Genomic DNA, 12262 nt, shown 5'->3' on the forward strand with positions numbered 1-12262 from the left:
TCAGGTGGTTGAATCCTGCCCCCGAAGAGCACATGCTTTGTACAGACGACAGGCTTGGCCTGTCTGGTTATGAAACACCAAAGGAGAACCGACCGTGTTTTCTGACACACTCACGGACACACGTCCGACTCACGCCTTTTGGCGTATGACCTGGTTGATGCTTCTGGCTGCTGCGCTCTATGTGGCGCAATCTCTCACTGCGCTGGCTCAGAACGACCGTCCCGTCAGCTTTGCAGAGCTTGCCGAACAGATCAGCCCTTCTGTGGTGAACATCACCACCTCCACTGTGGTGGCTGGGCGCACAGGCCCGCAGGGCATCGTGCCTGAGGGCTCCCCGTTTGAAGACTTCTTCCGCGAGTTTCAGGATCGCCAGCAGGGGCAGGGCGACCGTCCGCGCCGCAGCTCTGCATTGGGTTCGGGGTTTGTGATCTCTGAAGACGGCTTTGTGGTGACAAACAACCACGTGATCGAAGGCGCAGATGAAATCCTTGTAGAGTTCTACTCCGGCGAGGAGCTGCCCGCCAAAGTGATCGGCACCGACCGCAACACCGACATTGCGCTGTTGAAGGTCGACTCTGACGAGCCGCTGGAATTTGTGGAATTCGGCAACAGTGACGCGGCCCGCATTGGCGATTGGGTTATGGCCATGGGCAACCCGCTGGGGCAGGGCTTCTCTGTGTCGGCTGGCATCGTGTCGCAGCGTGGCCGTGCATTGTCCGGCGCTTATGACGACTACATTCAGACCGACGCAGCAATCAACCGCGGCAACTCCGGTGGCCCGCTGTTCAACATGGATGGCGAAGTGATTGGCGTGAACACCGCGATTTTGTCCCCCAATGGCGGCTCGATCGGCATCGGCTTTTCCATGGCGTCCAACGTTGTGACCCGTGTGGTGGATCAGCTGCAGGAATTTGGCGAAACCCGCCGCGGCTGGCTTGGTGTGCGCATTCAGGATGTGACCGAAGACATGGTTGATGCGGTTGAAGGCCTGAAAAACGCAGCCGGTGCGATGGTCACGGATGTGCCGGAAGGTCCGGCGCTGGAAGCAGGGATGCAGTCCGGTGACGTGATCCTGAGCTTTGATGGCGATGAGGTGGCTGATGTGCGCGGTCTGGTGCGCAGCGTTGGCAACACCAATGTTGGCAAAACCGTAGACGTTGTGGTGCTGCGCGATGGCTCTGAGGTGACGCTTGCGGTCACTCTGGGGCGTCGTGAGGAAGCCGAAGGCGCGGTGCCCGCGAGCCAGCCTGCCCCGTCTGAGGAGCCGAAGGAAAAAGAAATCCTTGGCCTCACCGTGACTACGCTGACCGATGAGATGCGCACCGAGATGGAGCTGTCTGACAGCACCGAGGGCTTGGTTGTGACCAATGTGGATGAGACCTCCAAAGCCTTTGAAAAAGGGCTGCGGTCTGGCGATGTGCTGACCGAGGCTGGCCAGCAGAAACTGCGTTCCATTGATGATCTGGAAGATCGCATCCAAGAGGCGAAAGACGCCGGGCGCAAATCTCTGCTGCTGTTGGTGCGTCGCGCGGGTGAGCCACGTTTCGTTGCGCTCAACATTCAGGACTAACGCAACTCACAAAAAGCTAAAGGGCGCCCGCTGCGGCGCCCTTTTTTGTTGCTAGGACGCTTCAAGCGTCTCGCGCGGTACCGCGATCAAGCCAAGCCGCCGAGCGCTCTCAATGGAGAGGATGGCGCTGTCGAGCCCTCCGGCCTTTTGGTAGCGCTGGATCGCGGCGCGGGTGCGCCCGTCAGGGGTCCCGCTGATGCCGCCAAAATAGAGCCCGCGCACTTTCAGCGCGCGCTGAACAGAGGCGGTGAATTCTTCGGTCCAGACTTCAGGGCAGGGCGTTTCAAACCAAAGCTCGCGCCGCTCGCGCACGATACGCTGTTGGGTTTCGGTGCGGAAAATGCCGGGGGCCAAGACGGTGCCATCGGCAAGCACCTCGGGCGGTTGCACCATGATCTGATTGCTGACCGTTTCCACGACCGCCGGGGTGACATCACGCCCCCAGCAACTTCCGGCCCGTGCACTGGGCGGTGTGCCGCTTTCTCCGGCGCGAATGATCTCCGGCGCGCTGCGGGCTGCGAGGTAAGGCGAGTCCACAGCACTCGGATCGCAGCCGCCGTGAAACATCAGCGCGCTGAGGGCTGTCGCCAGGGCGACAGGTCTGAGAGTTGTGAAAACGGGCATGCTCGGGCCTCTTTGTTTGCCCCCTTTGTAACCTGTTTTGCGGCTTAGCGAAACTCTGTCCTGCGGCGCATAGGCGCGGCCCTGTGGCATTTCGCGCGCAAACAGATGAGCAAAATGCATGATATGCCTCAAAGGCATGCATTTTATGGCGCGAAAGGGGCTAGAAGCAGCGCCCGCCGTTGACTAACTAGGGATGCGAACAGTTTTTGAGAGGAGCCGCCAGACATGGCAAAAATTACCTATGTCGAGCATAATGGAACCGAACACGTGGTTGAGGTCGCCAATGGCCTGACCGTGATGGAAGGCGCACGCGACAACAATATTCCGGGCATTGAGGCAGACTGTGGTGGTGCCTGCGCCTGTTCGACCTGCCATGTCTATATTGACGACGCTTGGGTTGAGAAGCTCCCCGCGAAAGACGACATGGAAGAAGACATGCTGGATTTTGCCTTTGAGCCAAACCCAACCACCTCCCGTCTGACCTGCCAGATCAAGGTGACCGATGCGCTGGATGGCCTTGTGGTCAAAATGCCGGAAAAACAGATCTGATGTCTGCTGTGATGTCTGTCGCGGCACAGAGGGGGCAAAAGCCCTCTTGGCGCGCGCTCTGCGGCTCTCTGAGCTTGGTGGCAACACTGATCGGCGCGGGCAGCGCTGCGGCGGACATCACCTCGGCACGTTACACAGATGAGACCACGCGTTACGCGCATGGTGTTCTGGGGGATGCCATTGAGTATGGCGCCCTTGAGATGGTCACGGACGCGCAGAAAACCCTGCGCATCACGCTGCCTGAACATCTCGTTTTTGAAGACATTGCACCGCGACTGGTGGATGTGGATGGAGATGGCAGCCGCGAAGTCATCGTGGTGGAGAGCAGCCAGACCAAAGGCGCGCGGCTGGCGATCTATGATGCTACGGGGCGCATAGCTGTCACTCCGCATATTGGCACACGTAACCGCTGGCTGGCCCCGATTGGCGCTGCCGATCTTGATGGGGACGGGCATGTGGAAATCGCCTACATCGATCGCCCGCATCTGGCCAAAACGCTGCGCGTGTGGCGGTTTCAGGATAATCAATTGACCGAGGTTGCCACGCTGTCAGAGCTGACCAATCACCGCATCGGGGAGGACTTTATCTCCGGTGGTGTCAGGGACTGCGGCGAAGGAGTTGAGTTAGTCACCGCCGACGCCACATGGCGCAAGGTTATGGCAACGCAGCTCATCGGTGCGAGCCTTCAGACCCGCGCCATCGGTGCTTTCAAAGGTCCTAAGTCCTTTGAGGCTGCACTGGCCTGCGCACCCCTCTGAGCCGCTTGCCGCGGGCGGGAGGCCTCAGCGTGCGCCGAGACCCATCTGCATAAGCGTTTTACGGACCGGACCCATCGCATAGAGCGCGTTCAGGCCCATGGCGCGGGCATTGCGCAGGGGCTGTGCCTCGGCCATGGAGGCGCGGTTCAAAAGGTCAATGCCCTGCACCCGCAGCTTGATCTCCGTGTGGCGCTTGCGGTGATAGCTTGCCAGCATCGCGGCGCTGCCGAGATTCGCAGGATCGGATTTGGCCAGATCAAGCAAGACACGCATGTCCCCAAGGCTCATGTTCAGCCCCTGAGCGCCGATGGGCGGCACCACATGCGCGGCTTCGGCCACAAGTGCCAGACGTTCGCCGTCCAGACGTTCTGCGGATTGGGAGATGATCGGCCAGATGGTGCGGTTTGATGCCAGCGTGAGCGGGCCAAAGAGGCCACAGCTGCGCTCGGTCATCTCCGCTTCAAAAGCCGCTTTCTCCATGGTCAGCAGAGCATCAGCGCGCGGGCCGCGCTCCATCCAGACGAGGGCGGAAGAGGGCATGCCGTTGTAGTCCGGCAGCGGCACCAGGGTGAACGGGCCGCCGGAGCGGTGAATTTCGGTGGAGACATTGGCGTGGGGGATCGGATGTGTCACCGCCAGAGCCAGCGCTTTCTGGCCGTAGCGGATGGTTTTCACATCAATGCCCGCGGCCTTGCGCATGGGCGAATTGCGCCCGTCTGCAGCAATCACCAGTTTGGCACGGGTCTGGCTGCCATCGGTCAGGCCGACGCGCGCTTCATTCGTGCGGGTGAAGAGGCTCTTGGTGCCACAGCCAAGGCGCAGATCGACATTTTCGAGGTCTTGCAGGCGGGCGAGCATCTCGCGGCGCAGCAGCCAGTTTGGCAGGTTCCAGCCAAAGGGCAGATCAGACAGGTCTGAGGCGTCAAAGTCTTTGACGATACGCGGCTCGGCAACCTCGCCACCTGCATCCACGATTCGCATGACCTGAAGCGGGGCGGCGTGATCTTCCAGCCGCGCCCAAAGGCCGGCTTCATCCAGAAGGCTGCGCGCCGGCTGCAAAAAGGCTGTGCTGCGCATGTCGGCACCAGCCGCATCCCGTTCTGTGATCGGGGGCGTCGGGTCCACACATTGCACGGAGAACCCGGCGCTGCCAAAGGCGGCGGCTGCGGTCAGCCCGGCGATGCCGCCACCGGAAATAAGAATGTCCACTTGGGTGTTGTTGGTCATGGCTGCGCCTCCTGGCGCGCACCATACGCTCGCGCGGAGCGGGTTCCAAGTGGGCGGGTTGTCACCCTCTGGAGATCAGAACCAGCGCCAGGAAAATCACTGGAACCGCACCCACGGCCGGGATGTAGAGGCCCGGAATGCCGAACAGGGCGATGGAGGTGCCCCAAAGCACAACCAGCAGCGCAACAATGGTATAGACCCAGCCCGCACCGGTGATTTCGGCACCGTGGTCGTCGGCATGGGAGTGGGTGGTCAGATCGGAGGCATCTGCAAGGCTCATGGAAGTGTCCTGTTCACGACTGCCGCAGGCGGCAGATAAATTGGAGGAGGTGCGCCGCAAAAACGGCAGCGATTGCTGCGAAACAGCAGGCATCTTTCCAAAGTCTGGAAATCTGTCCGGGAATCTGTCCTGTCGCGCCGTCTGACATATGCATCCCGGGATCGGACGAAAGCGGTCAGAGTGTCGCAGGTGAAGCGCTCAGAGCAGCTTTGCAAGGAAGGCGGTGAGGTCGTCCGTGTGGAAGTGAATATGAGATTCTTCCAAAGAATCAGGGGCTACATGCACGGTGCGCATGCCCATGTCATGAGGCGCCCGCAGGTTTCGCGGGTCGTCTTCAAACATCGCAGCGTCATGTGTTGTGAGGCCATCTTTGCTGAAAATTGTCTCAAACGCCGCGCGCTCGGGCTTGGGCAGAAAGTCGGCATGCTCCACGCCGTAGATGGCATCAAAGTGCCCCTCAAGGCCACGGGCGGCAAGCACGCGCTCGGCATAAGGCGCGGTGCCATTGGTGTAGACGATGCAACGGCCCGGCAGCGCCTTGATATGGGAGGCCAACGCCGCGTCCGGCTCCAGATGGTCCAGTGAGATGTCGTGAACATCCACAAGATAAGGCGCAGGGTCCACGTCATGCTCGCGCATCAGGCCTGTGAGCGTTGTGCCATAGCGCGCCCAATACTCTTTGCGCATCCGGTCGGCGGTGCTGCGATCCACCCCTAGCGTCGTCATGACATAGTCGGTCATGCGCACTTCGATCTGATCAAACAGGCGCGCCTGAGGCGGATAGAGGGTGTTGTCGAGATCAAACACCCAGGTGGTGACATGGGAAAAAGCATCTTTAGGCATAAAGGCGTGATACGCGCGGGACGTCCTCTGTGCAATGGGGGAGCGTTTGTCGCCTTTGGCGGGGTTGCATCACCTTGGGGGCTGCGCGATGCTGGCCCGCACAACGAAGCAAAGGAAGCTGCCCGATATGTCCCAAAGCGCTCGCCCGAATAAGGACGCCTACACGCTTATTCTGGAGGCCATTGATGTGGGGGTCTACAAACCGGGGGACCGGCTGGTGGAAAGCGATCTGGCCGAGAAGTTTGGCATGTCGCGCACCCCGATCCGTGAGGCGCTGCAGCGGCTGGAGACCCAGTCTCTTCTGGCGCGCGATGGGCGCAGCCTGATTGTGAACTCACTGGATCACAACCAGATGGCGGAGCTTTATGTGGTGCGCAGCGAGCTTGAGGGGCTGGCGGCCCGTCTGGCGGCGCGTCACGCCACCCAAGAAGAGGTGCGCGTGTTGCGAGACATGGTGGAGGCCGATCAGGCGCGGGTGGATGACCCCTCTGCCTTGGCGCGATCCAACCGGCGGTTTCACAAGCAGATCCATCTGGCCAGCCACAACCGGTATTTGGTGCAGCAGCTCGACCTTGTGCATCGCTCTATGGCTTTGATGGCGACCACCTCCATTGCCGTAGAAGGGCGGGGTGAAGACACGATTGTGGAGCATCAGGCCATTGTGGATGCGATCACAGCGGGTGACGGGGACGCGGCAGATGAAGCGCTGCGCGCGCATATCTCAACGGCTTTTGTCACGCGCCTGAAACAGGAAAACGAGAGCTGATTTAGATCTCCGCTGTGTCTGTGCCCTGGGCCGGTGTCTCGACCCCGTGGGAGATGCCTTCCGCGGTGCGGCCATGGCGGGTTTTATCCCAATAAAACGGCGCCACGGCGATTTCGATCATGCCTTTGAACGCCGCCAGTGTGGCGAGCGGGAAATAGATCAGCATCGCGAATATCCATTTGTAGAGCCGTGGCCGTTTGGTTTTGGCAACAGCAGCGACCCAGATGGCACCATTGGTTGCGGCGGCGGTCAGCAAAAGCGCTGTGATGGCAGTTTGCATGCTGGCGGGCAGATGGTCGATCAGCGGCGCAGGCAGGCCAAAGGCCGCCCCCCAGAGGAGCCAGAGCAGCGGGGCCAGCAAAAATTGGCTGAGGCTGCACAGGAAGATCAGCTGGAAACCTATAAAGCCTAGTAGCCCCAAGGACTGCAAAAGCTGCCGGGGCTGGCGCATGTGGACAATGTAGGTGGCCGCATAGCCCTTGAGCCAGCGGGACCGCTGGCGAATCCATGCGATGGGCGCGCAATTGGCTTCTTCCTGGGTGACGCTATCGAGCAGCTCGGTGCGGTAGCCGTGGCGGGCAAGGCGGATGCCGAGGTCTGCGTCTTCGGTCACATTGTGGCTGTCCCAGCCGCCGAGGTCATCGAGAATGGCGCGCCGGAAAAACAGCGTGGTGCCGCCCAGAGGGATCGCAAACCCCAACTTTGAAAGGCCGGGCAACACCAGCCGGAACCAGGCTGCATATTCGATGGTAAAGCAGCGCGAGAGCCAGTTGGTGTAGGGGTTGTAGTAGTCCAGCGTGCCTTGCAGGCAGGCCACATCCGGGGCCGCGTGCGCGAAGTGGGCCGCGACTTTTTCCAGTTGATCACTGGCCGGGGCATCCTCGGCGTCCCAGACACCAATGATGTCGCCGCGACAAAACGGGAGCGCGTAGTTCAGCGCGCGGGGTTTGGTGGTGATGCCGGAACCTGCCGGGACTTCGACAACGCGCATCCAACGGGGCAATTGGGTTTTGGCAATGGCGGCGCGGGTTTGGGTGTCTTGCTCTTCCAGCACCAGCACGATTTCCAGCAGCGCACGGGGGTAGGTGAGATGGGTGAGCCTTTGGATCAGGGCGGATGCGATTTCCGGCTCATCAAACAGCGGCACCAGCACAGAAATGCGGGGGAGAGGTTGCGGGATCGCGGTTGGCGGGGCGGTTTCGGGGAGCGCGTTTTCAGCGGTCGGGTCGCGCGCAGAGACGGCCGCTTGGTAGAGGGCTGCAAGGCGCAGAAAAATCGCGCCCATCAGGGTGAGCAATGTCCAAAAGAGCAGCGTGTCGCGCAGAAGTGACGGGAATGCCGCCGCGAGCGCGACGATCAACGTCAGGATCGCCAGCAAGATCGCTGTTTTGCCTTTGCGTGCATGCCCGAGCGTGCGGCAACTGTCTGCCTCCGCCACGCTGGTTTCTGCACGATGGGTCAGAGATTTGCGATGAAAGAGTGCGATGTGATGTTCAATGTCGCGACGGCCCGCAACAGCAAAGAGCGCGGATTTCAGAGGATCGGGCAGGGCGGCGCGCAGTGTTTCCAGCGCTTGCGGGCGGCCTGTCAGAAGGATCACCGTTTCGCCAAGCCGCGCCCATGGCAACACGCTGTGCTGCAGACAAAATTCCGGAGGTAGGAGCGTGGCCAGCTCCGCAGCGGGCGGCGTTCGACTGAGATCGACCTGCCGCAAATCATGGCGTTCGGCCAACAGGGCGCGCATGTCCGGCTCTGAAATCCAGCCGCGTGCTGTCAATATTTCGGGGAGGGAGGCGTCCCACTGGGCTTCGTGTTGCAGCGCGTAAAACACCTGCCACGGTGTCACCGTATTCCGCTCGATCAGAGCACGCGCCAGGGGAAGGCGCGCGCTCTGTCGCGTGAGCGGTGGTGCCGAAAGTTTTTGCAGTCGTGCGGCTGCCATGTCGCCCACCTGCTTTGTTTCGCAGTTTCAGGCTGCGCCTTTATGGTTAACAGGTGGTTAACGAGATCGTCTTTGACGGGCAAAAAGTTAAAAAACCCGACCTGCGGTGCAGATCGGGTTTGAATGTTTTTAAGAGCTTTGGGGGCGAGGTCAGGCGCGGGCCGCCATGGCTGCTGCAAAGTTCTCAAACAGATAGAAGCTGTCCTGCGGGCCGGGGCTGGCTTCTGGGTGGTGCTGCACCGAGAAGACCGGACGGTCGGCCATGCGGATGCCACAGTTTGAGCCGTCAAACAGCGATACGTGGGATTCCACCACGCCTTCGGGCAGGGTTTGGCCGTCGACAGCAAAGCCGTGGTTCATGGAGGTGATTTCCACCTTACCGGTGTCATGATCCTTCACCGGGTGGTTTGCGCCGTGGTGGCCGTGGTTCATTTTCACGGTCTTGGCACCGAGCGCGAGGGCGAGCATCTGGTGGCCAAGGCAAATGCCAAAGACCGGGATGTCTGCTTTCAGAACGTCCTGGATCATCGGAACGGCATATTCCCCTGTGGCGGCCGGGTCACCCGGGCCGTTGGACAGGAACACACCGTCCGGGCCATGGGCCAGCACTTCTTCGGCGGTTGCGGTGGCGGGTAGGACGGTGACGTCACAGCCCACAGAGGCGAGGCAACGCAGGATGTTGCGTTTGGCACCAAAGTCCACGGCAACCACTTTGTGCTTGGGCGCAGTCTGGGTCGGGTAGCCGTCTGGCCATGCCCACCGCATTTCGTCCCAGCGGTAGCTTTGTGCGCAGGTCACTTCTTTGGCGAGGTCGAGCCCTTCAAGACCGGAGAAGGCGCGTGCCTTGGCGATCAGGGCCTCGGTGTCAAAGTTGCCATCCGGGTCATGGGCGAGTGCCACATGTGGCGCGCCTTGTTGGCGGATTGCGCGGGTCAGGCGGCGGGTGTCGATGCCGCCAATCGCGATGCGGCTGCGTGCGGTGAGCCAGTCGGAGAGGGTTTCAACAGAGCGCCAGTTGGAAGGCGCGGTCGGGTCCCATTTCACAACCATGCCTTCGGCCACAGGATCCCCGGTTTCATCATCTTCCGGGTTCACACCGGTGTTGCCGATGTGGGGGAAGGTGAAGGTGACAACCTGGCCCGCATAAGAGGGGTCAGTCATGATTTCCTGATAGCCGGTCATCGCGGTGTTAAAGCAGAGCTCCGCGACAGTTTCGCCGGTGGCCCCAAAGCCACGTCCGTAAAACAGAGTGCCATCAGCAAGCGCGAGGCAGGCGGTCGGGTGATCGGGGGTCGATGCGGTCATGGGCGAGTCTCCGGCTGGCAAATTGGCCGATGCATATGTCGCCGCACGGCGGGCGTCAAGCAATTCTATGGCGAAGCGAAGCCCTTGTTTTAAGGGGTTTGGACAAAAAATTCCCGCTGTTGCGAGTCAGTTTACGTTTCTGTAAGGTCGCAGGCTTGTGTTTGACAGCAATTGGCAAGATGAATGGCACTCAGAGACGACATCAATAGCGCATTGAAACAAGCGATGCGCGACCGAGCCGCTGACCGGCTTTCGACATTGCGCCTGATCATGGCAGCGATCAAAGATCGTGACATTGCAACGCGGGGCGAAGGTGACGACAGCGCCGGTGTGGGCGACGGGGAAATCCTGTCGATCCTGGTCAAAATGGTCAAACAGCGTCAGGAAAGCGCGCGCACCTATGAAGAAGGCGGGCGTCTGGATCTGGCAGAGCGGGAACTGGGCGAAATCCCGGTGATCGAAGAGTTCCTTCCCAAACAGCTCAGCGATGACGAGATCACCGCGGCGATCACGGCTGCAATGTCCGAAGTGGGCGCTGAGTCGATCCGTGACATGGGCAAAGTCATGGGCGCCTTGAAGGCCAAATACACCGGCCAGATGGATTTTGGCAAAGCGGGCCCAAGAGTGAAGGACCAGCTGAGCAACAGCTGATCCCTGTAAACTGTTTCGCTAAGTCAGATTGGCTTAGCTGCGAGGCCAGAGCATCGGGAACCAGTCTTCCCGGAGTTTCTGGCCTTCTTGCATCTCGTGGCCCGGAAACGGCGGTGAGGTGCGGCCCGGACGCTCGACATAGCGCGCATCATCCCCCAACAGACGGAGCGAAAAGGCGCGGCGACGGGAGGTGGCGGTGTTGCCACGCGCGCCATGCAGGATGTGGTAGTTGAACGCCACCGCATCGCCCGGCTCCATTTCCCATTCCAGCACGCGCATGCCTTCGGCATCCGGATCGGGGATCGGCATATAGTCGTCTTCATTGGGGAAAAAGCTTTCCTCAGAGACCCAGCGGGTGGGCAGGACCGGCTTCTCCCATTTGTGGCTACCTGCTACCATGCGCAGGGTGGCGTCTTTCACCGGATCCAGCGGCGACCAGAAGCTGATGGTCTGGCTGCCCTCGACAAAATAGTAAGGCCCGTCAGTGTGCCATGGGGTCGCCATGGAGGTGCCGGGTTCTTTCACAAGCACGTGGTCGTGAAACATCTGCACGGTCTGTGACTGCATCAACTGTGCGGCGATCTCGGCGGCCTGGGAGGTTTCGATGACCTCCTGAAATTCCGGAATGCGCCGCCAGTTGCAATAATCATCAAAGAAACGACCGGTTTCTCCGGCTTTCTCATTGTTGGAAGCAAAGGGGCCGGGGGCGTCCATATTGCGGGCCACGCCTGCGCGCAATGCCTCTACATGATCGGCAAACAGCCCTCTGATCAGCACGACACCGTCGGTCTGAAAAGTGTCGATGTCGGATTGGGTGATCTCTGCCATAGGGGCCTCCTGGTAGTCTTGCGCCCGCACGGTGGTGCAGGCGCTCAGAAGGGTCAAGCGGATTTCAGATCTGGGTGGCGTGCAGGCGCAGAGACTGCGCAATTTCCATCAGACGCGGGGCCAGATCTTTCTCCATCCGCTCTCGTGTCAGGAAGGGCGCGGGGCCACCCAAGTTGAGGGCCAGATCCGGAGAGGCATCGCTTTGCACCGGGAAGGGCACGGCAATGGAATGCACGCCCTCGTGCCAGTCACCATAGTTTCCGTAAAACCCTTTCTCGGCAATCTGGCGTTCCGCGTCTTTGATGCCCTCAAGGATCGACGGCCAGCGTTCGGGACCATGGTGGATGGCCAGTGTTTCCAGAATTTCGGCGCGTTCTTCGGGCTGGCATCCCGCAATATAGGCGCGGCCCATGGCGGAGCGGGCAAGAGAGATACGCGAGCCGACGCCGAGTTGCAGGGACATCATCCCTTTTTCCGCGCGAGCGCAGGCCAGATAGGTCACCGTGTGCTCGTCGCGCGCACCCAGCGCCACCTGCACCCCGTCACCAGCGTAGTCGGCGAGCCGCTGCATATGCTCTTTGGCGGCATCGCGGATGGGCATGCTGCCAAGGCAGGCAAATCCGAGGCTGAGCGCAGGCACCCCGATACGGTAGCGCCCGGTTTGCTCATCATAAAGCAGATAGCCGGTTTGCAGCAGCGTGTAGGTCAGGCGGGAGACTGTGGAGTTGGGCAGGCCGGTGCGCTCGGCCAGCTCTCGGTTGGACAGCCCCATGCGGTCGCGCGGGCGGAAGCAGCGCAGCACCTCCAACCCTCTGGAGAGGGCGGTGACAAACTGGCGGTCGGCCTCGGGCGCTTGGCTGGTGTCGCTGGTCGCTAAGGAACGTTTTCTCATGCAAAGGGGCCTATTTCCGCATTGTGG

At 60.8% G+C, this 12262-nt stretch carries 13 protein-coding genes; 5 read left to right on the top strand and 8 right to left on the bottom strand.

What is annotated here, in order from left to right:
• The first annotated feature begins 145 nt into the window (after window positions 1–145).
• A complete protein-coding gene (locus J7400_RS19705) occupies window positions 146–1570 on the top strand; it encodes a Do family serine endopeptidase (protein ID WP_209065897.1) in 1425 nt (474 codons plus the stop codon).
• Window positions 1571–1621: 51 nt separating this feature from the next.
• Here the strand turns inward: J7400_RS19705 and J7400_RS19710 are convergent, their stop codons facing one another.
• Window positions 1622–2194, bottom strand: coding sequence for a peptidoglycan-binding domain-containing protein (locus J7400_RS19710; RefSeq protein ID WP_247738935.1), 573 nt, complete (start codon window positions 2192–2194; stop codon window positions 1622–1624).
• A 225-nt stretch (window positions 2195–2419) separates the two neighbouring features.
• Between J7400_RS19710 and J7400_RS19715 the strand changes: the two genes are divergently transcribed.
• Complete coding sequence (locus J7400_RS19715; RefSeq protein ID WP_209065819.1) at window positions 2420–2743, top strand: 2Fe-2S iron-sulfur cluster-binding protein; 324 nt, start codon at window positions 2420–2422, stop codon at window positions 2741–2743.
• Complete coding sequence (locus J7400_RS19720; protein ID WP_247738936.1) at window positions 2743–3501, top strand: VCBS repeat-containing protein; 759 nt, start codon at window positions 2743–2745, stop codon at window positions 3499–3501. Before J7400_RS19715 ends, J7400_RS19720 begins: the two co-directional genes overlap by 1 nt.
• Before the next feature lie 24 nt (window positions 3502–3525).
• Here the strand turns inward: J7400_RS19720 and J7400_RS19725 are convergent, their stop codons facing one another.
• From J7400_RS19725 to J7400_RS19735, 3 genes are all read right to left on the bottom strand, one after another.
• Window positions 3526–4728: a UbiH/UbiF family hydroxylase gene (locus tag J7400_RS19725; RefSeq protein ID WP_209065820.1), complete on the bottom strand. Its 1203-nt coding sequence runs from the start codon at window positions 4726–4728 to the stop codon at window positions 3526–3528.
• A 61-nt stretch (window positions 4729–4789) separates the two neighbouring features.
• Window positions 4790–5008: a hypothetical protein gene (locus J7400_RS19730; protein WP_209065821.1), complete on the bottom strand. Its 219-nt coding sequence runs from the start codon at window positions 5006–5008 to the stop codon at window positions 4790–4792.
• 198 nt (window positions 5009–5206) lie between these two features.
• Entirely contained in the window at window positions 5207–5851 is a 645-nt protein-coding gene (locus J7400_RS19735) for a pyrimidine 5'-nucleotidase (protein ID WP_209065822.1), read from the bottom strand.
• Window positions 5852–5978: 127 nt separating this feature from the next.
• On the opposite strand from J7400_RS19735, the gene J7400_RS19740 reads away from it, so the two are divergent.
• On the top strand, window positions 5979–6617 hold the full coding sequence (locus J7400_RS19740) for a GntR family transcriptional regulator (RefSeq protein WP_209065823.1): 639 nt from the start codon (window positions 5979–5981) through the stop codon (window positions 6615–6617).
• Window position 6618: 1 nt separating this feature from the next.
• Here J7400_RS19740 and J7400_RS19745 read toward each other — a convergent pair whose 3' ends face one another.
• Both J7400_RS19745 and carA read right to left on the bottom strand, forming a co-directional pair.
• Complete coding sequence (locus tag J7400_RS19745) at window positions 6619–8559, bottom strand: glycosyltransferase family 2 protein (protein ID WP_209065824.1); 1941 nt, start codon at window positions 8557–8559, stop codon at window positions 6619–6621.
• A gap of 150 nt (window positions 8560–8709) precedes the next feature.
• Window positions 8710–9864, bottom strand: a complete 1155-nt coding sequence (gene carA / locus J7400_RS19750) for a glutamine-hydrolyzing carbamoyl-phosphate synthase small subunit (RefSeq protein WP_209065825.1) — start codon at window positions 9862–9864, stop codon at window positions 8710–8712.
• 183 nt (window positions 9865–10047) lie between these two features.
• On the opposite strand from carA, the gene J7400_RS19755 reads away from it, so the two are divergent.
• Complete coding sequence (locus J7400_RS19755) at window positions 10048–10515, top strand: GatB/YqeY domain-containing protein (RefSeq protein ID WP_209065826.1); 468 nt, start codon at window positions 10048–10050, stop codon at window positions 10513–10515.
• A gap of 33 nt (window positions 10516–10548) precedes the next feature.
• Here the strand turns inward: J7400_RS19755 and J7400_RS19760 are convergent, their stop codons facing one another.
• Both J7400_RS19760 and J7400_RS19765 read right to left on the bottom strand, forming a co-directional pair.
• Window positions 10549–11343, bottom strand: a complete 795-nt coding sequence (locus J7400_RS19760) for a phytanoyl-CoA dioxygenase family protein (RefSeq protein WP_209065827.1) — start codon at window positions 11341–11343, stop codon at window positions 10549–10551.
• Between the two features lie 64 nt (window positions 11344–11407).
• Window positions 11408–12235 carry an IclR family transcriptional regulator gene (locus tag J7400_RS19765; protein ID WP_209065828.1) on the bottom strand — a complete coding sequence of 276 codons (828 nt, stop codon included), beginning with the start codon at window positions 12233–12235 and terminating at the stop codon, window positions 11408–11410.
• Window positions 12236–12262 lie beyond the last annotated feature (27 nt).

Origin of the sequence: Shimia sp. R9_2 (genome assembly GCF_017743735.1) — a bacterium.
GTDB lineage: Bacteria > Pseudomonadota > Alphaproteobacteria > Rhodobacterales > Rhodobacteraceae > Shimia.

Excerpts from the sequence above, each read along its gene's own strand:
- carA (WP_209065825.1), bottom strand. The coding sequence starts at position 9,864 with ATGACCGCATCGACCCCCGATCACCCGACCGCCTGCCTCGCGCTTGCT.
- J7400_RS19765 (WP_209065828.1), bottom strand. The coding sequence starts at position 12,235 with ATGAGAAAACGTTCCTTAGCGACCAGCGACACCAGCCAAGCGCCCGAG.
- J7400_RS19730 (WP_209065821.1), bottom strand. The coding sequence starts at position 5,008 with ATGAGCCTTGCAGATGCCTCCGATCTGACCACCCACTCCCATGCCGAC.
- J7400_RS19740 (WP_209065823.1), top strand. The coding sequence starts at position 5,979 with ATGTCCCAAAGCGCTCGCCCGAATAAGGACGCCTACACGCTTATTCTG.
- J7400_RS19705 (WP_209065897.1), top strand. The coding sequence starts at position 146 with ATGACCTGGTTGATGCTTCTGGCTGCTGCGCTCTATGTGGCGCAATCT.
- J7400_RS19710 (WP_247738935.1), bottom strand. The coding sequence starts at position 2,194 with ATGCCCGTTTTCACAACTCTCAGACCTGTCGCCCTGGCGACAGCCCTC.
- J7400_RS19720 (WP_247738936.1), top strand. The coding sequence starts at position 2,743 with ATGTCTGCTGTGATGTCTGTCGCGGCACAGAGGGGGCAAAAGCCCTCT.
- J7400_RS19745 (WP_209065824.1), bottom strand. The coding sequence starts at position 8,559 with ATGGCAGCCGCACGACTGCAAAAACTTTCGGCACCACCGCTCACGCGA.
- J7400_RS19760 (WP_209065827.1), bottom strand. The coding sequence starts at position 11,343 with ATGGCAGAGATCACCCAATCCGACATCGACACTTTTCAGACCGACGGT.
- J7400_RS19725 (WP_209065820.1), bottom strand. The coding sequence starts at position 4,728 with ATGACCAACAACACCCAAGTGGACATTCTTATTTCCGGTGGCGGCATC.
- J7400_RS19755 (WP_209065826.1), top strand. The coding sequence starts at position 10,048 with ATGGCACTCAGAGACGACATCAATAGCGCATTGAAACAAGCGATGCGC.
- J7400_RS19715 (WP_209065819.1), top strand. The coding sequence starts at position 2,420 with ATGGCAAAAATTACCTATGTCGAGCATAATGGAACCGAACACGTGGTT.
- J7400_RS19735 (WP_209065822.1), bottom strand. The coding sequence starts at position 5,851 with ATGCCTAAAGATGCTTTTTCCCATGTCACCACCTGGGTGTTTGATCTC.